This is a genomic window from Nonomuraea glycinis (assembly GCF_014646515.1).
In the GTDB taxonomy this organism is placed as follows: Bacteria; Actinomycetota; Actinomycetes; order Streptosporangiales; family Streptosporangiaceae; genus Nonomuraea; species Nonomuraea glycinis.
In genome coordinates this window covers 57,783-77,716 of the sequence record NZ_BMNK01000003.1, presented here as the reverse complement: position 1 = coordinate 77,716, position 19,934 = coordinate 57,783, and the positions used below count along the sequence as shown (strand labels likewise).

General features: G+C 68.5%; 19 protein-coding genes. 12 read left to right on the top strand and 7 right to left on the bottom strand.

Translation table 11 applies throughout. The features are described from left to right. Positions 1-101 precede the first annotated feature (101 nt). The 3 genes from IEY87_RS09880 (at position 102) to dprA (ending at position 3,529) form a co-directional block, all read left to right on the top strand. Positions 102-455: a YraN family protein gene (locus IEY87_RS09880; RefSeq protein WP_189138257.1), complete on the top strand. Its 354-nt coding sequence runs from the start codon at positions 102-104 to the stop codon at positions 453-455. Then, positions 456-1,991, top strand: a complete 1,536-nt coding sequence (locus IEY87_RS09875; protein WP_189138256.1) for a YifB family Mg chelatase-like AAA ATPase — start codon at positions 456-458, stop codon at positions 1,989-1,991. A gap of 233 nt (positions 1,992-2,224) precedes the next feature. Further along, on the top strand, positions 2,225-3,529 hold the full coding sequence (dprA, locus tag IEY87_RS09870) for a DNA-processing protein DprA (protein ID WP_225278263.1): 1,305 nt from the start codon (positions 2,225-2,227) through the stop codon (positions 3,527-3,529). Between the two features lie 365 nt (positions 3,530-3,894). Here the strand turns inward: dprA and IEY87_RS09865 are convergent, their stop codons facing one another. Continuing rightward, a complete protein-coding gene (locus tag IEY87_RS09865) occupies positions 3,895-5,127 on the bottom strand; it encodes a Cmx/CmrA family chloramphenicol efflux MFS transporter (protein ID WP_189138255.1) in 1,233 nt (410 codons plus the stop codon). A 496-nt stretch (positions 5,128-5,623) separates the two neighbouring features. On the opposite strand from IEY87_RS09865, the gene IEY87_RS09860 reads away from it, so the two are divergent. Further along, positions 5,624-6,490: a tyrosine recombinase XerC gene (locus IEY87_RS09860; RefSeq protein WP_189138877.1), complete on the top strand. Its 867-nt coding sequence runs from the start codon at positions 5,624-5,626 to the stop codon at positions 6,488-6,490. Between the two features lie 98 nt (positions 6,491-6,588). Here the strand turns inward: IEY87_RS09860 and IEY87_RS47125 are convergent, their stop codons facing one another. From IEY87_RS47125 to IEY87_RS09845, 3 genes are all read right to left on the bottom strand, one after another. Next, positions 6,589-7,542, bottom strand: coding sequence for a murein hydrolase activator EnvC family protein (locus tag IEY87_RS47125; RefSeq protein WP_225278268.1), 954 nt, complete (start codon positions 7,540-7,542; stop codon positions 6,589-6,591). A 482-nt stretch (positions 7,543-8,024) separates the two neighbouring features. Then, complete coding sequence (locus IEY87_RS09850; protein WP_189138254.1) at positions 8,025-8,300, bottom strand: hypothetical protein; 276 nt, start codon at positions 8,298-8,300, stop codon at positions 8,025-8,027. A 143-nt stretch (positions 8,301-8,443) separates the two neighbouring features. Continuing rightward, the gene (locus IEY87_RS09845; protein ID WP_225278262.1) at positions 8,444-9,724 is read right to left on the bottom strand and encodes an MFS transporter; all 1,281 of its coding nucleotides are present in this window, start codon (positions 9,722-9,724) and stop codon (positions 8,444-8,446) included. A 191-nt stretch (positions 9,725-9,915) separates the two neighbouring features. Between IEY87_RS09845 and IEY87_RS09840 the strand changes: the two genes are divergently transcribed. The 6 genes from IEY87_RS09840 to IEY87_RS09815 all read left to right on the top strand — a co-directional run bounded on the left by IEY87_RS09840 (position 9,916) and on the right by IEY87_RS09815 (position 15,432). Beyond that, complete coding sequence (locus tag IEY87_RS09840) at positions 9,916-10,539, top strand: ArsR/SmtB family transcription factor (protein WP_189138252.1); 624 nt, start codon at positions 9,916-9,918, stop codon at positions 10,537-10,539. Positions 10,540-10,858: 319 nt separating this feature from the next. After that, positions 10,859-11,797, top strand: coding sequence for a 30S ribosomal protein S2 (rpsB, locus tag IEY87_RS09835; RefSeq protein ID WP_189138251.1), 939 nt, complete (start codon positions 10,859-10,861; stop codon positions 11,795-11,797). 420 nt (positions 11,798-12,217) lie between these two features. Then, a complete protein-coding gene (gene tsf, locus IEY87_RS09830) occupies positions 12,218-13,051 on the top strand; it encodes a translation elongation factor Ts (protein ID WP_189138250.1) in 834 nt (277 codons plus the stop codon). A gap of 184 nt (positions 13,052-13,235) precedes the next feature. Then, positions 13,236-13,934 carry a UMP kinase gene (pyrH, locus tag IEY87_RS09825; protein ID WP_225278267.1) on the top strand — a complete coding sequence of 233 codons (699 nt, stop codon included), beginning with the start codon at positions 13,236-13,238 and terminating at the stop codon, positions 13,932-13,934. Positions 13,935-13,977: 43 nt separating this feature from the next. Further along, entirely contained in the window at positions 13,978-14,535 is a 558-nt protein-coding gene (gene frr / locus IEY87_RS09820; RefSeq protein WP_189138249.1) for a ribosome recycling factor, read from the top strand. Between the two features lie 57 nt (positions 14,536-14,592). Further along, the gene (locus IEY87_RS09815; RefSeq protein ID WP_225278261.1) at positions 14,593-15,432 is read left to right on the top strand and encodes a phosphatidate cytidylyltransferase; all 840 of its coding nucleotides are present in this window, start codon (positions 14,593-14,595) and stop codon (positions 15,430-15,432) included. Positions 15,433-15,512: 80 nt separating this feature from the next. Here IEY87_RS09815 and IEY87_RS09810 read toward each other — a convergent pair whose 3' ends face one another. Further along, positions 15,513-16,535, bottom strand: coding sequence for a suppressor of fused domain protein (locus IEY87_RS09810; RefSeq protein ID WP_189138248.1), 1,023 nt, complete (start codon positions 16,533-16,535; stop codon positions 15,513-15,515). Between the two features lie 148 nt (positions 16,536-16,683). Here IEY87_RS09810 and rlmN point away from each other — a divergent pair, with 148 nt between their 5' ends. Then, positions 16,684-17,784 carry a dual-specificity RNA methyltransferase RlmN gene (gene rlmN / locus IEY87_RS09805; protein ID WP_189138247.1) on the top strand — a complete coding sequence of 367 codons (1,101 nt, stop codon included), beginning with the start codon at positions 16,684-16,686 and terminating at the stop codon, positions 17,782-17,784. A 2-nt stretch (positions 17,785-17,786) separates the two neighbouring features. On the opposite strand, the gene IEY87_RS09800 is transcribed toward rlmN, so the two are convergent. Together IEY87_RS09800 and IEY87_RS09795 are read right to left on the bottom strand one after the other, a co-directional pair. Then, a complete protein-coding gene (locus IEY87_RS09800; protein WP_189138246.1) occupies positions 17,787-18,458 on the bottom strand; it encodes a hypothetical protein in 672 nt (223 codons plus the stop codon). Positions 18,459-18,558: 100 nt separating this feature from the next. Then, on the bottom strand, positions 18,559-19,290 hold the full coding sequence (locus IEY87_RS09795) for an ATP-binding cassette domain-containing protein (protein WP_189138245.1): 732 nt from the start codon (positions 19,288-19,290) through the stop codon (positions 18,559-18,561). A gap of 105 nt (positions 19,291-19,395) precedes the next feature. On the opposite strand from IEY87_RS09795, the gene IEY87_RS09790 reads away from it, so the two are divergent. After that, positions 19,396-19,932 carry a DivIVA domain-containing protein gene (locus tag IEY87_RS09790; RefSeq protein ID WP_189138244.1) on the top strand — a complete coding sequence of 179 codons (537 nt, stop codon included), beginning with the start codon at positions 19,396-19,398 and terminating at the stop codon, positions 19,930-19,932. Positions 19,933-19,934: the final 2 nt, after the last annotated feature.

Below are 19,934 nucleotides of genomic sequence, written 5' to 3'. Positions count from 1 at the left end.
TCCACAGCCTCCGGGGGATCGGCTTCGGTTATCCCCAGAACGACGCTCGGCCTCCGATGATCCTGTCGAAGTGAGCGAAGGTCGGTGCCCGGAGGTGGCACATGGCCGCGAGGAACGAACTCGGCAGGCACGGCGAGCAACTCGCCGCGGCCTACCTGCAGGCCGAGGGCATGACGATCATCGAGCGTAACTGGCGCTGCCGCTACGGCGAGATAGACATCATCGCCGAGGACGGCCCCAACTTGGTGGTCGTCGAGGTGAAGACCCGGTCGAGCAGCTCCCACGGCACGGCGCTGGAGTCCGTGCGTCCCGCCAAACTGGCCCGCCTGAGGGTCCTGGCCGCCCGATGGCTCGCCGGTCAGCCCCGCGTCTTCGCCGGGGTCCGGGTCGACGTGATCGCGCTCGAACGCTTCGCGGGTGACTTCTCCCTGCGGCACGTGCGGGGGGCGAGCTAGATGGCCGTCGCACGCACCCGCAGCGTCACGCTGGTCGGCGTCACCGGCCGCACGGTCGAGGTCGAGGCCGACGTGGGCAACGGCATGGCGGGCATCCATCTCATCGGCCTGCCCGACACGGCCCTGAGCGAGGCCCGCGAGCGGGTCAGGTCGGCGGTGGTCAACAGCCGTTACCCGTGGCCGGACGCCCGCATCACGGTGAGCCTGTTCCCGGCCAGCCTGCCCAAGCGAGGCAGTCAGTTCGACTTGGCCATCGCCGTGGCCATCCTGGGCGCCGCCGGATTCGTCCCCGCCGAGCGCGTCGCCGGGCCGTTCTTCCTCGGCGAGCTGGGCCTGGACGGGCGCCTCAGGCCGGTGCGTGGCGTGCTCCCCGCGGTCCTGGGCGCCGCCGAGCACCCGGAGGTCACCGTGGTGGTCCCGGCCGCCAACGCGGCGGAGGCGGCTCTGGTCCCCGACGTGAAGGTGGTGCCGGTCGCCGACCTGCGCCAGCTCGTGGAGTGGCTGCGCAGAGGAGACGACCCGCCCCGGCACCCCGTCCAGGACGCCCCGAGCCCACCCCGCTCCGCTGCCGTCCCCACCGTGGACCTGGCCGACGTGGTCGGCCAGCCGGTCGCCCGCCGCGCCCTGGAAGTCTGCGCCGCGGGCAACCACAACCTCTGGATGCTGGGCCCGCCCGGCACGGGCAAGACCCTCCTGGCGGAGCGCCTGCCCACCCTCCTGCCGCGGCTCCATCTCGACCACGCGCTGGAAGTGACGGCCATCCACTCCGTGGCGGGGGTGCTGCCGCCCGACAGCCCCACGATCGACAGACCCCCCTTCGTCAGCCCGCACCACACGGCGACCGCGGCGGCGATCATCGGCGGCGGCAGCACCGTCGTGCGCCCCGGCGCGGTCTCCCTGGCCCACCGGGGCGTGCTGTTCATGGACGAGGCGCCGGAGTTCCCCCGGCATGTGCTGGACTCCCTGCGCCAGCCCCTGGAGTCGGGCAAGGTCACGGTGGCCAGGTCGGCGGGCTCGGTCACCTTCCCGGCCAGGTTCATCCTGGTGCTCGCGGCCAACCCCTGCCCCTGCGCCCAGCCCCAGGACCAGAGTGGCGGCTGCCAGTGCACTCCCACGCTCAGACGCCGCTACCTGGGCAGACTCTCGGGACCGTTGCTCGACCGCATCGACATGAAGGTCACCGTCGCGCGGTCGTCGCGGCGTGAGCTGATGGCGGACCGGCAGTTCGTCGAGACGAGCGCGACGGTCGCCGCGCGGGTCCTGCTGGCCCGCGAGCGAGCGGCCGCCCGCTTCGACGGGACCCCGTGGCGGACCAACGCCGAGATCCCGTCCTCGGCACTGCACACCCGCTTCCGGCCGTCCGAGGCTGCCATGAAGCCCATCACCACCTGCCTGGACTCGGGCACGCTGAGCGCCCGGGGGCTGGACCGGGTGGTGCGAGTGGCCTGGACCTTGACGGATCTGGCCGGCAAGGATCGCCCCGACGAGGCCGAGACATCGGCGGCCTTGGCTCTGTGGCTGGGGATGTCGGGATGACCCACCCGCCCATCACGCCTCCGCGATGCCGCCTCTCATGGCGTGGACTCGCGCGGTCGCCCTCTCATGGTGTGCACCCGCGTGGTCGCGCGCCTCTCAGGTGCGTACTCGTGTCAGGTGCGTACTCGTGCGGTCGTTTCTCCTCAGGTGGGCACACTCCGCGCGGTCGCCTCTCCCATGTCGTTCCCGCACTGCTCGCGCGGTGGCGCAGCATCCATACTCCGGAGGAATCCTTGAGCAGCACCCCTGAGCATGAGGCACGAGCCGCCCTCATGCGCGCGGCCGATGTCGGGGACACGATCATGGGCCGCCTCGTTTCGCGCTGCGGCGCCATACAGGCAGTGGAGGCCATACGCGCCCGCACCCTCCCGCCCGACTTCGCGGCAAGGGAAGCCGCTGAGGAGCGCCCCGCAGACCTGGGCAGGCGCTTGAGCACCTGGCACGCGCGCCTGACTGCCTCGGATCCCGTGTCCGACCTGGTGGCGGGAGAGCGATCCGGGGCGCGGCTGATCATCCCGGGCGACGCCGAATGGCCCACCCAGCTTGACCAGCTGGGTGCTGCCCGACCGCTCGGCCTGTGGCTGCACGGCTCAGCCGACCTGCGCTTCTCCTGCCTGCGCTCGGTGGCCGTGGTCGGCGCTCGGGCCGCCACCGCCTACGGTGCGCACGTCGCGGCCCAGTTCGGTGTCGGCCTGAGTGAGTCTGGATGGACCGTGGTCTCAGGGGGCGCATTCGGCATAGACGGCGCGGTCCACCGAGGCGTCCTGGCCTCGGAATCACCCACCGTTGTCGTCCTGGCCTGCGGCGTTGACATCGCCTACCCCTCCGAACACCACGCCCTGTTCGCCGCCGTCCGGGACCAGGGCGTGATCGTCAGCGAATGCCCGCCGGGCGTCCACCCCACCAGAGCGCGCTTCCTCATCAGAAACCGCCTGATCGCCGCCTTGTCCAGAGGCACGGTCGTCGTCGAAGCGGCCCTGCGCAGCGGCGCACTCAACACCGCCACCCACGCGCTGTCCCTGAAACGACACCTGGCAGCCGTGCCCGGTCCCATCACCTCCGCACAGTCAGCCGGCTGCCACAGACTCCTACGCGACCAGAAGGCCACCTGCGTCACCTCACCTGAGGAGCTGATCGACCTGGTAGGCGTCATGGGCGACGACCTGGCCCCACTCCGCAGAGCCCCTGCCCTGCCGAGAGACGCCCTCTCGGAATCCACCAGGAGAGTCCTGGACGCCGTCCCCGCCAGAGGCGGCGCAGGCCCCGCCTCGATAGCGGTGGCCGCCGGAGTCGACCTCAACACGGTCCTGAGCGCCCTCGGCGGCCTGGCGGCGGCAGGCTACATCGAACGCGTACCCAAAGGCTGGCGCACTCGCCGAACCGCTTCCCCGGTCTACCCCAAAGCCCAAGAAACCCTCGCCTTCAACACACCCCCACCCTCCGCCCCTACCGACCACACCCCACCGCCCACCGACCCTGACCAGTTCCCCACCACTGAATCTGCATCCCCCAGGGGAGGGGCGATGCCGGTCGTGTAGGCCGTGGACCAGGCTGGCGCGATGTATCCCACGAGGCTCGCGGTGCACCTAGTTCTTGAGGGTCGAGGAGGCGGTGCGACAGACGTACGAGTTGAACCTGGGCGAAGGCGCCGCGTGGACGCATCTGTGAGGAGTCACGCCGGTGGACGTGACCGGTGGCGGCGGACAGGCTTCTGATCAAGTCAGCGGGGCGAGCCAGGGGGCACGTCAGGCGAAGGGCACACCAGGGGTCGCCAGATCCTTGGTGAGTCACCCAAGATCGCCGATACCGAGCCTGTCAGCGCTTCGCCTCAAGCGCCACCACCGTAGCCAAGATCAAGTTCGATGTTCAACGGCGCGTTGCGATGCCTTGTCGCATCCTCCCCTCATGTTTCGCTGCGATCGAAGGTCTGACGGAAGGGCAGGGCGAGAAGGAGTGCGACCGCGACCAGGGCGCTACTGGTCCAGACGGGTCCCAGGTCGGCCGACCATGTGTGCAACGTGGCGGCGGCGATCACGGGACCAGCGGTAGCCCCGACGTTGAGGGCAGCGGTGGCGTAGGAGCCGGCCATGGTCGGCGCTTCCGCGGCCTCGTACAACACGCGTGCGATCAGCGTGCTCCCGAGGCCGAAGGAGAGCGCACCCTGGGTGAAGGCAAGGATCAGCAGAGCGATCGGATCGGATGCGGTAAGGCCGAGCGTGACCCAGCCGCCGAGCAGCAACGGCCCGCCGACGGCGACAACGACACCGGGCCGCTGGTCGGACAGCCGCCCGGCGACGGTGACACCGACGAAGGATCCCAGGCCGAACAGCACCAGCACGACAGAGACCCACAGCGGATCCAGCCCAGGGACATCGGTGACGATGGGAGCGAGGAAGGTGAAAGTGCCGAACGTCGCGGCGTTCACCAGGGCACCCAGCAGCAGGACCTGCAGCAGTCGCGGACGCCGTAATGCAGTGAGCTCCCGACGTAGATCCGGGCCTGACGGCTCGTCTAGTCGTTCTGTTCTGGCGAGGATGCCACCTGTTTCGGCGGCGATCCCACGATCTACTTCGGCGGTGATTCCACGCTCTGTTTTGGCGGGGATGCCAGACACTACGCCGAGCGCCGAGGGGAGGCACAACATCGCCATCCCCCAGAAGGTGGCGCGCCAGTCGATCAGTGTCCCGAGTAGGGCGCCGGCGGGGACGCCTGCGATGGTGGCGACCGTGGTGCCCGCCAGCAGGACGGCGAGGGCCCGGCCCTTTCGGTGGGGAGGGACCAGTTCAGTGGCTGCGGTGAGCGCGACCGCCAGGAAGCCGGCGTTGGCGAGCGCCGCGATGATGCGGCTGGCGAGCAGAACTGTGAAGCTGCCCGTGCAGGCGCCGAGGACGTGTGCGATCAGGAACAGGCCGAGGAAGCCCAGCAGGCTGGATCGCCGTGGCCACCGGCGCGCAAGTGCCGCCATGAGCGGGGCGCCTACGACCATGCCGATGGCGAAGGCTGAGGTGAGAAGCCCCGCCGTCGCAACTGGAACGCCGATATCTGCGGCGATGTCCGGCAGCAGGCCGGCGAGCATGAACTCTGACGTGCCCATGGCGAAGAGCGCCACGGCAAGCAGATAGAGAGGTAGAGGCATTGAGAGACTCCGAGGTGATGAGAGATCAGCTGAGACGTCTCGTCACCGCGGTCAGCGGCCCGACTACTCCTGCCATCTGCCGCCATCGTGCAGCAGTGCAGGACCACTCAGTGGGGTTCAGGGGGCTGACGGGTGACCGAAAGCCCCCACCTTGGATGCCTCTGGGCTCGACATGGCAAGCACCATACTCAGTCGAACCACCCTGCGCATATGGGTTTCCTTCCCGCCACGGGCCGTTCGAGCGCGTCGCCGATGATCTGATCCGCACCGTCTGCGCGTCGGGCCGCGGTGGCCGATGACAGGAGGCATCCTGCGAGGGGCCGTACGGAGAGACAGGGAACGCCGTGGACCGGACACACCCCTCCTGCGACCGCCGAATGGGCATACGACCGCCGAACAGGCATACCGCCACCCCGTGGCGGAATAAGGGGTCCTGGCAGAATGATCTGTGAAGCCTGAGGTAACGGAGAGACGCGTGGATCTTGACGTTGACGAGGTGCTGAGTGCGTTCGAGGCGCATCTGCGGTTCGAACGGGATATGTCCCCTCATACGGTTCGGGCGTATATAGGAGATGTGACGGCTCTGCTCGACTACCTGGCCGGGCACCTCGACGGTGTCGATGTCACCGCGCTGCGCGGGTGGCTGGCCGAGCAGCATGATGCGGGCAAGGCGAGGGCCACGCTCGCGCGGAGGACCGCTTGCATCAGGACCTTCAGTGCCTTCTGTCACCGGCAGGGCTGGTTGCCGAACGATCCGGGACTGCTGCTGGGGACGGCCAAGGCGCCTCGGCGGCTGCCCGCCGTGCTCGACCAGGGGCAGGCTCGGGAAGTGCTCGACGCGCCGTCGGAGGGGGAGCCGCGGGACCTGCGAGACCAGGCTCTGCTGGAGCTGCTGTACGCCACGGGCGTCCGGGTGAGCGAACTGTGCGGGCTGGACGTGGATGACGTGGATCGCGAGCGTCGTGTCGTACGGGTGCTGGGGAAGGGACGTAAGGAGCGGTCGGTGCCGTTCGGGGGACCTGCTCTACGGGCGCTGGACAGGTGGTGCGTGCACGGCAGACCGCTGTGGGTGCGTACGGGGTCGGGGCCGGCGTTGTTTCTCGGTGTCCGGGGCGGGCGGATCGACGCGGGGACGGTGCGGCGGGTGGTGCATGCCCGGGTGCGGCGGGTCGAAGGTGCTCCGGACATGGGGCCGCACGGATTGCGGCACAGTGCGGCCACGCACCTGCTTGAGGGTGGTGCGGACTTGCGTAGCGTTCAGGAGTTGCTGGGACACGCTTCGCTGAACAGCACGCAGGTATACACCCACGTCTCCATCGAGCGTCTTCGCAGTGCTTATCGGCAGGCTCATCCCAGGGCGTGAGATCTGCCGCCGCGTATGACTGGGGCGGGTGGTCGGCGGGTCCGCATGATCGTTCCACGCCGGTGCGTTCATCCGCTCGTGCGGTGGTGTGTAAGCGGTCAGTGGTGCGCTGTTCGGCGTGCTTCGCCGGTGGTCGGGCTCACTTTCGGCGTGGCCGTCTGCGTCGGGGGCTTTCGGTGCTGACCTGTCGTATGGCAGCGGTCGTCTGTCATGGCCGGGTGATCGCTTCTAGCGGAGTGTCTCCCGCCTACTGGATCACGTGGGGATCTGTTCGGGCGCATCAGGTAGCGGAGCAGGGTGAGCAGAATCAGCACGGCCAGGAGTGCCGCGATGCCGAGGGCGGAGAGCATGGGGGTCGCGGCGGAGCGCGGCGAGAAATGGCCGAGTGCTGCGACAGGGGCGGGGGTGTGGTGCCGCACTGGCTTGGCGGGGGCGAGGGGTTGGTGTGAAGGCCGCTTCTTTTCGTCGAGACGCGCGACCTCGACCGGGGCGGCAGCGTCACCCGCGAGATCACCGCGGCCACGTGTGTGATCGTCCAAGGGGCGGTGAGGGCTAGGAGCGGGCGTGGAGGTGGCGGTCGGTGGGGTTGGGGTGATAGTCGGGGGCGGCATTGCGTGCCAGTACGGCAAGAGGCGGATGCGGGCGCGCCCCAGCAGCAGTAGGGGATCCAGGTAAGCCGAGGCCCTGCGAAGTCCCCAGTGCAGGCAGGACTCAGGACAGTGGGGGGAACCCGGCTCGACGATGCCCAGATGGTCGCCTGGGGAGACCGCATCGCCCGGTCGTACTGCGGCGGCGACTGGGAGATAGGTCGTGCGCAGGCCGCCCGGATGGTCCACGGTGACGACGCCTCGACCACCTACCGAGCCGGCGTAGCCGATGGTGCCTTGACCTGCGGCCAGGACGGGGGCTGCGACGGTCGCGGCGAGGTCGACGCCGCGGTGGCCGGTCAGCCATGGTTCGGGCGGCGGGGCGAAGCGGCGCAGGATTCGCGGAGATCCGTTGAGAGGCCACTGCCAGGTTGAGGGTGCCGCCGTTACGGGCGTTGCTGACATCGCTGGGATCGGGGAGAGGAGGGAGGAAACGATCAGGAGGGTAGTGGCCATCACGATGACGCGAATTCGGGACTCGAACGAGAGGCGATCACGTCTTGTCGTGAGGGAGAAAGGGTGGTTTGTGAGGAAATAAGGGAACACAGTACGAAATATGGTTATGAGTGCTTTGGCGTGCTGGTTCGTAATGGCGTTGTGGTGGCTGGGTGAAGCGCAGTGGAAGCCGGGTCTCTGATAGGGGCGGGAGGAGCAGCCTGCAAGGCGACGGGAGGCGTTGTCGGAGGCTGGGGCAACGTACATGCGGGGAGTATGTGGCGCACGCCGGATGGCGAACTGAGGCGAACGCGATTCTGTGGATGAATCAATGGAGCATCAGCTGTCTGTGGATAAGTGATCCGACGATGGCGCGGCACCCAGGGATCGTGGCGGTAGGGTTGCGACTGGTCAAGCGCCAGAGCCATGGTTGCTCCAGCGAATGTAATTCGCTACCTGCAGATGGGCATACAGTGTTGCTTGCCTTGATAGGTCCAGCAGTGTTCGCACACCCCGGGGCTGTGACGAACGCCTTCCGCCATGACTGTCACCCCCTTCATTCCTAGCGGCGCGAGCAGGCTCTGCACCTGTTCCTCGTCGCCCATGCGACTGGCGGCGCTGAACTTCCCCTCGAAGTCCTTGTCGTATTTGAGCAGGGTCGCCAGTTGAAGGAACTTTTGGGCGTGATGCAGCAGGTCATCGGCAGTGGGCCCATAATCGTTGGTCATGCGAAAGGCCTTCCCGCAGAGAATCATCCGAAGCGTGCCATTGAATAACCTTTGTCCAGGTATTATCGCGTGATGGCCGGCAGGAGCAGCGTCATCGGCGACCCTTTTCCGTGCGCCAGCAGAGCGAGAAGTGAAGGCGGGACCTAGCGGTAGATTCTGTTGTTCGTGAGCTCGTCTTCGCTCGCGGGTGGAAGTCGGCGCAGGGGCGAAGTCCAGATCCAGATGGTGCTCATGGCGATGCCGGCCGCGCAGATGAGGATGACCGGGCGTAGGCCGAGCAGTTCGGCGAGAAAGCCGCCGGTCACGCCGCCCAGGGCCATGACGCCCTGGACGGCGAAGGTCATGGTGGCGTTGACGCGGCCTCTCAACTGGGGGGTGGCGTCGCGAAGGACGATGGCGCCCATGCAGGTGGCGAAGGCGACGACGATGCCGCCGGTGATCGTGCCTGTCAGGGCGAGGACCGAGAGCTTCCACCAGAGCGGCCCGTCCAGGAGGCCTACCGCCAGGATCTCGATGGGAAAGAACAGCACGGAGACGAGCAGGATCCGGTTCTCGCCGTACCGCTTGGCCAGGCGGGCGGTGGACCAGGCGCCCAGCAGGCCGCCGAGGCCGCTGAGCGCGATGAGTATGCCGATCATCAACTGAGGGATGTCCAGGGTCTTCAGCATGTAGAGCATGTACACAGCCGTGTACGCCATGGCGAAGAAGTTGATGGTCACGCCTGCGCCCAGCAGGGCGCGCAGGACCGGATGGGTGGCGCTGGCACGCAGCCCCTCCACGACGTCGCGCCACATGCCGTGGGAGGGGGCCGGCTCGTTCTTCTCCGGGGTACGGATAGCGCGCAGGAGCAGGGCTGATGTCAGGAAGGACAGGGCCTCCGCGAGCACGGCGAAAGGTGCCGTGAGTGTCTGCACCAGCAGGCCGGCGAGTCCCGGGCCGCTGACCGAGGCGACTGAGTAGGAGGCGTTGAAACCGGCCATGGCATCTGTTCGCTGCTCTGGCGGGACGACCGCGGCTATGTGCGGAAAGTTCGCGGCTCTGAACATCACTCCGGCGGTACCGATGATCAGGGCCACGATGATGAGCCAGGTTACGTTCAGGCCGCCGAGAAGCCAGGCCAGCGGGACCGACGCGGCTGCTGCCGCGGCGACCAGCTCGCAGGCGATCATCAGCGGCCGGTGGCGGGCCAGCCGGTCGGCGAGCACGCCTGAGTGGAGGCCGAACAGCAAGGCGGGCACGAAGGACGCGGCCGTCAGGAGGCCCATCTCGGACGGGGAGGCGGCCAGCAGGGTGACCGCGGTCAAGGGGACGGCGAGCTTGGACACCTCGGAGCCGGTGATCGAGATCGTGCGGGCCGACCAGAGCAGGCGGTAGTCGCGCTGCTTGCGTAGGGGGACGGCGTGGAGGGGCTCGGGTGTGTTCAAGGCCGGATGGTTCGGGCGTGGAGGGTGAGGAGTCATGGATTCCTCAGTGCGCCTGGGAGGTGTCGCCCGAGGTGAGGCGATGGCCGGGGTCGGTCACCAAGATATGAAAGAGATGCTTCATAACTATGAAGGTAATCCTTCGGAGTTATGAAGGCAATCCTTCACGATGTGTGTCCGGGTACCTTTGGCGCATGGAGCAGGACAGGGATGGGCTCACTGATCCCAAAGCGATGCGGGCTCTCGCTCATCCGGCCAGACTGGCGATTCTGAACCGGCTTGGAGCCGACGGCAGCGCCACCGCTACCGAGGTGGCCGAGATCGCTGGGATCACGCCGAGCGCGGCCAGCTATCACTTGCGGATGCTGGCCAAGTACGGGTTCGTGGAGGATGCGCCGCCCAGGAGCGATGCTCGTGAGCGGCTGTGGAGGGCCACGGACAGACGGCTGGTGATCGGCGTCGCTCCGGGTGATCAGCCGGATGTCCGTGAGGCGAAGAATCTGCTGATCCGGGCAGTGCGCAGGGACGCCGACGGCGAACTGGAACGAGCCTTGGCCGCCGTTGCGCAGGAGCCCGATGAGTGGCGTGATGTGACCCGGTTCGACCGGACTTTGCTGCGGCTCGACACGACGGAGATGGCGCGGCTCAGCGAAGAGATCGAGAAGCTGCTGGCGCCGTACCGGGCTCGTTACCGCAGCGAGGAGGACGCGCCGCCCGGGGCGAGGGTGGCAGAGGCGCAGGTGAACCTGTTCCCGCACGCCAAGCGGCCGATCCCCGGGCTGCCCAGCGAAGATCACGGTGCCGGCCCCGACGGGTGAGCGTCAGAGCGAACCGTCCACGTGTCGAACCTCGATCCCAGCCGATTCGGGATCACTACGTCTGGGGCGCGGGGGATTTGCGGGGGTGGCGCGCTGGTTGACCTGAACGGTCAGGTGGGGCTCGTGTGGGAGGTAGACTTTTCGGTGGCCTGTCTTCGCAGGCCGACTTCGCATGCCCCGTCCAGGGATCGCACCTTCGGTCCAGGCCACGGCCTGGCTGGAGCGGTTCCGGGGCATCAGGGCGACAGCCCGCCGGCTGTCGCGACACAACCGAGAATCGCGCCCGAATCATGGGCGCCCAGACCTGGAGGACCAGCACATGGCCCCCGTCGTAACCATGCGACAGCTCCTCGAGAGCGGTGTCCACTTCGGGCACCAGACTCGGCGCTGGAACCCGAAGATGAAGCGCTTCATCTTCACCGAGCGCAACGGCATCTACATCATCGACTTGCAGAAGTCGCTGTCGTTCATCGACCGTGCGTACGACTTCGTCAAGGAGACCGTCGCCCACGGCGGCACGATCCTGTTCATCGGCACCAAGAAGCAGGCCCAGGAGGCCATCGCCGAGCAGGCCGCTCGGGTCGGCATGCCGTACGTGAACCAGCGCTGGCTGGGTGGCATGCTCACCAACTTCTCCACCGTGCACAAGAGGCTTCAGCGTCTGAAGGAGCTCGAGGAGCTCGACTTCGACAACGTCGCCGCTTCGGGGCTCACGAAGAAGGAGCTCCTCATGCGCCGGCGCGAGAAGGACAAGCTTGAGCGCACCCTCGGCGGCATCCGCGACATGGGCCGCGTGCCCAGCGCGGTGTGGATCGTGGACACCAAGAAGGAGCACATCGCGATCAGCGAGGCCAAGAAGCTTGGCATCCCGGTCGTCGCGATCCTCGACACCAACTGCGACCCCGACGAGGTCGACTACCCGATCCCGGGCAACGACGACGCCATCCGCGCCGTCGGCCTGCTCACCAGGGTGGTCGCCGATGGTGTCGCCGCTGGTCTGATGGCTCGTTCGGGTGCCGCTCGCGGCGACGAGAAGCCGGCCGCGGCCGAGCCGCTGGCCGAGTGGGAGCGCGAGCTCATCGAGCAGGGCACCGGCGAGCAGGCCGCCGCTGAGACCGTGACCGAGGCTCCGGCCGAGGCTGCCGCTGAGGCTCCCGCCGAGGCTGAGGTCGAGGCTCCCGCCGAGGCTCCCGCCGAGGCGAAGGCTGAGGACGAGACCGAGGTCAAGGCCGAGGACGAGACCCCGCAGCAGGCCTGACGATCTCGCGCCATGGTCCGGGGCGTCCGTGGCTCGGGGTGAAACCCGAGCCACGGACATGCCTCGGACGGGCCGAGTCCGGTACGACGGCGAGGGGCAAGGCCGGGCCGCAGGGTCCAGTCAAACCAGGACGTCAGCGGCGCGGGCAGGGCTCAGCGACGGCAGGGCAGGCCCGACGGCAGGGCAGGCCGGGTCCGAAGGCAAGGGGCCACCTACAGGCCAGTGGCCAGTGGCCAGTGGTCAGTGTAAGCCGGAGACGCGGGTTCCAGCGGTCAAGGGCCTCCGGGCTCGGATCGTACGAATCGCAGCCTCAGGTCGAGTAAGAGCTTCCTGTACGGCACGCGGTGTCGTACCAACAGAGGGTGGGCCCGGATCCCGGCGCCCACCCGATCCACGACGAAATCCCACAAGGAAAAAGCAATGGCTTCCGTGAACATGGCCGACGTCAAGCGGCTTCGCGAGATCACCGCTGCCGGCATGATGAACTGTAAGAAGGCTCTGGAGGAGTCTGAGGGCGACTTCGACCGCGCCATCGAGCTCCTCCGCCTCAAGGGCGCCAAGGACGTGGGCAAGCGCGAGACGCGCACCGCCTCCAACGGCCTGGTCGCGCTCAAGCAGGACGGTGACTCCTCCGCCGCGCTGGTCGAGGTCAACTGCGAGACCGACTTCGTGGCCAAGGGCGAGCGCTTCCAGGAGCTTGCCGCGCAGGTGGTCGCGCACGTGCTGGAGACCAAGCCGGCCGACGTCCCGGCCCTGCTCGAGTCCTCCTTCGGCGGCAAGACCGTCAAGGAGCACCTTGACGAGGCCAACGCCGCGCTGGGCGAGAAGATCGAGATCCGCCGTTTCGCGGTGCTCGAGGGTGGCTACATCGGCGCGTACATGCACCGCACCGACCCGGCGCTGCCGCCGGCCGTCGGCGTGCTCGTACAGCTCGACAAGCCGAACACCGAGGTGGCCAAGGACATCGCGCAGCACGCCGCCGCGATGGCTCCCCAGTATCTGAAGGCCGCTGCCGTCCCCGTCGACGTCGTCGAGAAGGAGCGCAAGCTCTTCGAGGAGATGACGCGTGAGGAGGGCAAGCCCGAGGCCGCGATCGGCAAGATCGTCGATGGCCGGATCAACGGCTGGTACAAGGACTTCACCCTACTCCAGCAGCAGTTCGTCAAGGACAGCAAGAAGAGCGTGGGCAAGTACGCCGAGGAGAACGGCGTGCAGGTTCTCGCGTTCGTCAGGTTCAAGGTCGGCCAGGCTTAGGCTTGAGCGAATTTCCGACCCATCGAACCGCCTAGAGAGGGAGGCCGCCGCCGTGCAGGACAGCCAGGAGCCCGCCACGTCGGCGGACTCTCCGTCCCCGAACCAGACCCCGAACGAGTCCCCGAACGAGCCGAGCCAGTCAGACCCGGTGCCCTACCAGAGTCCGCTGCGCTGGAAGCGGGTGATGTTGAAGCTGTCGGGCGAGGCGTTCGCCGGCGGCGACCCGCTGGGCATCGATCCGGCCGTGGTGGACCACCTGGCCGATTCGATCGCCGAGGCGGTGCGCGAGGGCGTGCAGGTCTCGGTGGTGGTCGGCGGCGGCAACATGTTCCGCGGCGCGACGCTGTCTCAGGGCGGCATGGACCGGGCCAGGGCCGACTACATGGGGATGCTGGGGACGGTCATCAACTGTCTCGCGCTGCAGGACTTCCTTGAGCGGCGGGGCATCGAGACCCGGGTCCAGACGGCCATCACCATGCAGCAGGTCGCCGAGCCGTTCCTGCCGCGCAGGGCGATCAGGCATCTGGAGAAGGGGCGTGTGGTGATCTTCGGCGCGGGCCTGGGGTCGCCGTACTTCTCCACCGACACCGCGGCGTCCCAGCGAGCCCTGGAGATCGGCGCCGAGGCGTTGCTCAAGGGAACCCAGGTGGACGGGATCTACGACTCCGACCCACGCAAGAACCCCGACGCGGTGCGCTTCGACCATCTTGATTACGGCGAGGTGCTGATGCGTGACCTCGCGGTCATGGATGCCACCGCGATCAGCCTGTGCAAGGACAACGACCTGCCGATCGTGGTCTTCGACCTCATGGGTGAGGGCAACATCCTGCGAGCGGTCCGCGGTGAGAAAATCGGCACGCTGGTGAGTCCCGCAGGCAAATGAGGGCGCGAGCCCGATACCGCCAGCTAGTAGACAGGGAGCCGCTGTGATCGACGAAACCCTCCTCGAAGCCGAGGAGAAGATGGACAAGGCCGTTTCGGTGGCGAAGGAAGACTTCGCGAGCATTCGGACGGGCCGGGTCACCCCCTCGATGTTCAACAAGATCAGCGCCGAGTATTACGGTACGCAGACGCCGATCCAGCAGTTGGCCTCGTTCCACGTGCCCGAGGCTCGCATGATCATCATTCAGCCTTACGACAAGGGCTCGATGGCCGCGATCGAGAGGGCGATCCGCGACTCCGACCTCGGCGTCAACCCCGGTAACGACGGCCAGGTGATCCGTGTGTCGTTCCCCGAGCTTTCGGAGGACCGCCGCAAGGAGTACATCAAGGTCGCCCGGAACAAGGGTGAGGCCGCCAAGGTGTCGGTGCGCAACATCCGCCGCTCCGCCAAGGAGATCCTCGACAAGATGATCAAGGATGGCGAGGCGGGTGAGGACGAGGTCCGGCGTGCTGAGAAGGAGCTCGACGACATCACCCAGAAGCACGTCGCGAAGATCGACGAGCTGCTGAAGCACAAGGAAGCCGAGCTGCTCGAGGTCTGAGTGGCCCGCCGCACGGCCCTCGCCTGAAGGCGGGGGCCGTGGCTCTGGAGAGACTCTGTGGAAGAACGTACGGCTGGCACCGGACCGAACGGCGGCGGCCGTACCGGCCGAAACCTGCCTGCCGCGATCGCGGTGGGGGTGGGACTCGGCGCCTCGGTCATCATCTCCGTTTATACGATCAAGGAGATTTTCCTCCTGGTGGTCGTGGGCGCGGTGGGTGTCGGCGTGGTGGAGATGATCCGGGCGTTCGAGACTCGCGGCATCCAGGTGCCCGTGGTGCCGACGCTGCTCGGGCTGGCGGCCATGCAGGCGGGCGCCTACTGGGGCGGGGCGGATTGGTTGCTCGGCACGTTCGTGGTGTTCGCGTTCGTGCTGCTGATCTGGCGGATGTTCGCCGCCGGTACCGATGGTTATGTCCGTGATGGGACGGCCTCGGTCTTCGTCCTGTTCTATCCGGCGTTACTGGCCGGGTTCGTGGCGTTGCTGCTGGCCCCTGACGACGGGGCCGATCGGGTGGTCCTGTTCATCGCGGTGACCGTGGCCAGTGACATCGGCGGTTACATCGCGGGGGTGCTGTTCGGCCGGCACAAGATGAGCGTGATCAGCCCGAAGAAGACCTGGGAGGGGTTCGCCGGGTCCGTCATCGCCTGTGTCGCCGTCGGGGCGTGGCTGATGACGTGGCGCCTGGGCGGTGAGCTGTGGCAGGGGGCCGTGATCGGCGTGCTCGTCGCGGCGCTGGCCACGGTGGGCGACCTGATCGAGTCGATGATCAAGCGGGATCTCGGCATCAAGGACCTGGGCACGATCCTGCCGGGTCATGGCGGGCTGATGGACCGGCTGGACTCGCTGATCACTACGCTGGTGCCGGTCTGGATGCTGCTGGCGCTGTTCGTCTGACGTTGTTCGTCCAGGAACGTTCGTCTAGCGAGGTGCGTCCAGGACCGTTCGTCCGAAGACGTCCGTGCGGCGAGCTCCGGCTAGCGACGCTGCTCTTCGAGCGCGTCGTGGGTGACGGGGGAGAGCCAGAGCCACCGTACGGCCTCACCCCCGAACGCGAATCCTGACATGTCCGGCATGCCGGGTGGGTCGGCCTGCATGACGACCCCCGAGTACTGCGAGCCCAGCGGGAACGTCGACGGCTCGTGATACCACTTCGCGGTGTGCCCGTGGCCCAGCCAGGTGACCGAGTGCCAGGGATACTGCGCCAGCCACACCAGCAGCAGCGCGGCGTCGCGCGGATCCTCGCGGGTGGCGACGGCCAGCTCGATCCGGGCGTACGCGCCGGGTCCGTCGATCCACTGCTCCACCGTCGGCATCCGCTGGCAGCTCATCCCCACCGTGGACAGCACGGTGAACTCGCGCCTGCCGCGCGGCGGCCGCTCGCTGATGCCGACGGTCGGCAACCGCTCGCCACCGGCGTCCCAGTAGCGCCCGGCCGGGCCCAGCGTCCGGTCCAGATGACCCATGACCAGCTCCTGGTACGACGGCCAGGACCCTTCGGCCGATCGCCACCGCCAGTAGGAACGGGCGCCCGCGATCCGCGGCTGCAGCCCCTCCAACGCCTCCGACAGCGCCCACGCGAACGGCGACTCACCCACCGCGTCACGGGCATAGCCCGGCATGCCGCGGCTCATGTCGGCCCACCCGGGGATGACGGCCAGCAGGTCGTCCTCCTCGTAGAGCGCCACCCCGTCACCCTCTTCGAACCAGAGCGGCGTGAGCTGGCCGAGCGGCCGCCGCCCGGTCGGATGCACCGTGTTGGCCCTCGGCATCAGCGGCGGCAGACCGGCGTTGATCCTGGCCAGGTCGACCACGGGCGGGGCGGGCCGGTGGTTGGCCAGCCACACCGCGCCGTACACGATGCCGTCGGGCGCGCACAGGTAGGCCACCGAGGAGTCCTCGTCGCGCTCGACCACGAGCGTCCGGCTGCCGTACGGGTTGCCGGCGGTGAGGACGACCTCGGTGCGCCCCTCGCCAGAAGCAGACCGGAAAATCGCCATACGTGAAGACTGTAGATCGGCCGGTCGCCCTCATGCGAGGCTTACCGCACCGGGAGCACCGGGCGGCGTGCGCTCTGCCACGGAATGTCACCTCGACGGCCGGCGTTCACTACCCTGGTCGGTAACCCACCACAGCAAAGGCAGGATCGTGTCCCAGCAGCCAGGTCAGCTCACCTTCGTCGCGCCGCGCAGGGCCAAGCCGGCTCGGCACCTGGCGGATCTTTCCATGGCCGACCGCCGCGCGGCCGTCACCGAGCTCGGCGAGAAGGCCTTCCGCGCCGACCAGCTCTCCCGCCACTACTTCGAGCGGCTCACCACCGACGTGGCCGCGATGACCGACCTGCCCGCCGGGGCCAGGGAGAAGCTGTCGTCGCTGCTGCCGTCGCTGCTCACGCCGGTCAAGGAGCTCACCACCGACGGCGGCACCACCCGCAAGACGCTGTGGCGGCTCTTCGACGGCGCGCTGGTCGAGTCGGTGCTCATGCGCTATCCCGACCGGGTGACCATGTGCGTGTCCTCGCAGGCCGGCTGCGGCATGAACTGCCCGTTCTGCGCCACCGGCCAGGCGGGCCTGACCCGCAACATGTCCACCGCCGAGATCGTCGAGCAGGTGGTCTCGGGCGCCCGCGCGCTGGCGGCGGGCGAGGTGCCCGGCGGTCCCGCCCGGGTGAACAACGTGGTGTTCATGGGCATGGGCGAGCCGCTGGCCAACTACAAGCAGGTCATCGCGGCGGTGCGGCGCATGGTGGAGCCCGCCCCCGACGGCCTCGGCATCTCCGCTCGCGGCGTCACCGTCTCCACGGTCGGCCTCGTCCCGGCCATCGGCAAGCTCGCCGACGAGGGCCTGCCGGTCACCCTCGCGCTGTCTCTGCACGCCCCCGACGACGAGCTGCGCGACACGCTGGTGCCGATCAACACGCGCTGGAAGGTCGCCGAGGTGCTGGACGCCGCCTGGGCCTACGCCGCCAGGACCAAGCGGCGGGTCTCCATCGAGTACGCCCTGATTAAGGACATCAACGACCAGGAGTGGCGGGCCGACCTGCTCGGCAAGCTGGTGAAGAACAAGCTGGTGCACGTCAACCTGATCCCGCTCAACCCGACGCCCGGCTCCAAGTGGACGGCCTCACGGCCGGAGGACGAGCGGGCGTTCGTCAGGCGGCTGCAGTTCCACGGCGTCCCGGTGACGGTCCGCGACACCCGCGGCCGCGAGATCGACGGCGCCTGCGGCCAACTCGCCGCCACCGAGTAGCTTCAGGGGCGGGTACGGCGTAGCCAGGCGTAGGTGGTCAGCCCGATCAGGCACCAGGCCAGGGAGAGGGCTGACAGCTCGGGGAGCCGGTCGAGCAGGAGATCGGTGTTCGCGGCCCGCATCCAGACGAGGACCGGCACGGTCAGCCAGTAGAGCGGTGACGCGCTCAGGATCAGCATGCCGAGAAAGCCGGACAGCAGGGCCATGATGGACAGGGCCGGCGACGGCAGGATCACTCTGCTGGTGAGCGCGCCGAGCGCGGTGCCCGTCAGCGCGGCCAGCCCGTGCAGCACCACGGCGGCTCCCAGCACCGGCCCCGGCGGAGTGGCGGTCAGCCCGAGCAGCACACCCCAGGCCAGGGCCAGTGCGGCGAGGCCGGTGCAGGCGGTCAGCGCGGCCAGGAGGCCGGCCGACAGCTCCCGCGAGCTGCCGCCCACGCTGGTCGCGGACATCAGCCGCTGCTGGTCCGGCTCGGTGTCGAGCAGGCTCCGCGCGGCCCAGGCGAGCACCGGGATGATCAGCGCCGCCGAGTCCGTCAGCACGACGGCCTCGGCCCCTTCGGGCGCCCGGTTGCCGTGCATGACGGCGAGCAGGAGCACCATCAGGAGCAGCGCCTGAACGACGCGATGCGACCGCACATAGCCGGCCATCCTGAAAACGGCCAGCGCGATCACGAGGTCTCCCGGACGGCCGGGCTGGAGACGGCCGGCCGGAAGGCGGCCGGCCGGAGGGTGGTCGGTTGGAGGGTGGTCGGTTCCACGGTGGCCAGGGCGGTCATCGGGTGTCCTCGGGGGTCGGTTCGTGGGTTTTGTAGCCCTGGTGGTGCATCCTGGTCAGGAAGTCGCCGACGTCGGCGGCGGGTAAGGTCACCGCGACCGTCACCGGCTCCTGTGTCGCGTCGTCCGCCGTACCAGCCGTTTCCTGGAGGTGGCCGGCGGTGAGGGACCAGCGGCGGGCGGTCGGGAGGCCGCGCAGGCCGCCCTGATGATCGCTGGCGATCACGATGACTCCACGTTGGGACAGCTCCTCGACGATCGGCGGCAGCGCCCGGCGGGTGTCGGCGTCCAGGCCGGCGAACGGCTCGTCGAGCAGCAGCAGGCCGGGGTCGGCCATCAGGGCCTGGGCGAGGCCCACCTTGTGGCCGCTGCCCTTGGACAGCGCCAGGAGGCGTACGCCGAGCAGCTCACCCATGTTGAGCCGCTCCACCCAGGGCTCCCAGCGGGCGCCGCCGCGGATGCGGGACATGTGGTTCAGGTACGCCGACACCGTGAAGGGCTGCTCGGTCGGGAAGCGGTCGGGGGCCAGGCCGACGACCGCCGGACGGTCGGTGATCGTGCCGCTGGTCGGCCTGGTGAGCCCCGCCAGGAGGCGCAGCAGGGTGGACTTGCCCGCGCCGTTGGCGCCGGTCAGCTCGATCACGTCGCCGGGAGCGAGCTGTGCGTCAACCCCCTGGATGACGGGTTGATCACGTCTTGCGTAGCGGAAGGACACATTCGACAGGCGCATGGTGATCTAACGCTATAGGTCGCCCCGCCGGGTCGGGATAAAGGACAATGAGGCGACCGCCCAGCACACTTTCAGGAGGAAGGCTTGAACCGCTTTCCACGCGTCATGGGTATGCGTTCAGGCTACGACCCCGCCGAAGTCGACGTCCTGATCGGGCGGATCGAGGCCACCCTCGGCAGGGGGCCGCGCGAGGTCGAGCTCGTCACCGCCGACGACATCCGCGGCGCGACGTTCCGCACCAAGCGCGGCGGTTACCAGGAGACCGCCGTGGACTTCGCGCTGGAGGCGTTCATCGTGGCGCTGGAGACCATGGCCAAGAGCCCGATACGGCTGGCGATGGCGGAGCCTACCGGGGAGCTGCTGCGCGAGGAGTGGTTCGAGACCCAGGCGGCCAAGGTGGAGCGGGTGGCGTTCCGGCCCGGCCGGATGGCCACCGGCTACAACGAGGACGAGGTGGACGCCTTCCTGGACCGGATCGTGGCCACGCTGCGCGGCACCACCGACTATCCGCTCACGGTCGCCGAGGTGCGCGCGGCGAAGTTCGCCACGGTGCTCTTCAAGCCCGGCTATCTGATCGCGGACGTCGACGCGTTCCTGGAGGGCATCGCCGAGGTGCTGGAGCAGCGAGTCACGCGGGCCTGACA

Coding starts and splice junctions, on each gene's coding strand:
- IEY87_RS09880 (WP_189138257.1), top strand. CDS start 102: ATGGCCGCGAGGAACGAACTCGGCAGGCACGGCGAGCAACTCGCCGCG.
- IEY87_RS09875 (WP_189138256.1), top strand. CDS start 456: ATGGCCGTCGCACGCACCCGCAGCGTCACGCTGGTCGGCGTCACCGGC.
- IEY87_RS09865 (WP_189138255.1), bottom strand. CDS start 5,127: ATGCCTCTACCTCTCTATCTGCTTGCCGTGGCGCTCTTCGCCATGGGC.
- IEY87_RS47125 (WP_225278268.1), bottom strand. CDS start 7,542: ATGTCAGCAACGCCCGTAACGGCGGCACCCTCAACCTGGCAGTGGCCT.
- IEY87_RS09850 (WP_189138254.1), bottom strand. CDS start 8,300: ATGACCAACGATTATGGGCCCACTGCCGATGACCTGCTGCATCACGCC.
- IEY87_RS09840 (WP_189138252.1), top strand. CDS start 9,916: ATGGAGCAGGACAGGGATGGGCTCACTGATCCCAAAGCGATGCGGGCT.
- rpsB (WP_189138251.1), top strand. CDS start 10,859: ATGGCCCCCGTCGTAACCATGCGACAGCTCCTCGAGAGCGGTGTCCAC.
- tsf (WP_189138250.1), top strand. CDS start 12,218: ATGGCTTCCGTGAACATGGCCGACGTCAAGCGGCTTCGCGAGATCACC.
- pyrH (WP_225278267.1), top strand. CDS start 13,236: ATGTTGAAGCTGTCGGGCGAGGCGTTCGCCGGCGGCGACCCGCTGGGC.
- IEY87_RS09810 (WP_189138248.1), bottom strand. CDS start 16,535: ATGGCGATTTTCCGGTCTGCTTCTGGCGAGGGGCGCACCGAGGTCGTC.
- IEY87_RS09795 (WP_189138245.1), bottom strand. CDS start 19,290: ATGCGCCTGTCGAATGTGTCCTTCCGCTACGCAAGACGTGATCAACCC.
- IEY87_RS09790 (WP_189138244.1), top strand. CDS start 19,396: ATGGGTATGCGTTCAGGCTACGACCCCGCCGAAGTCGACGTCCTGATC.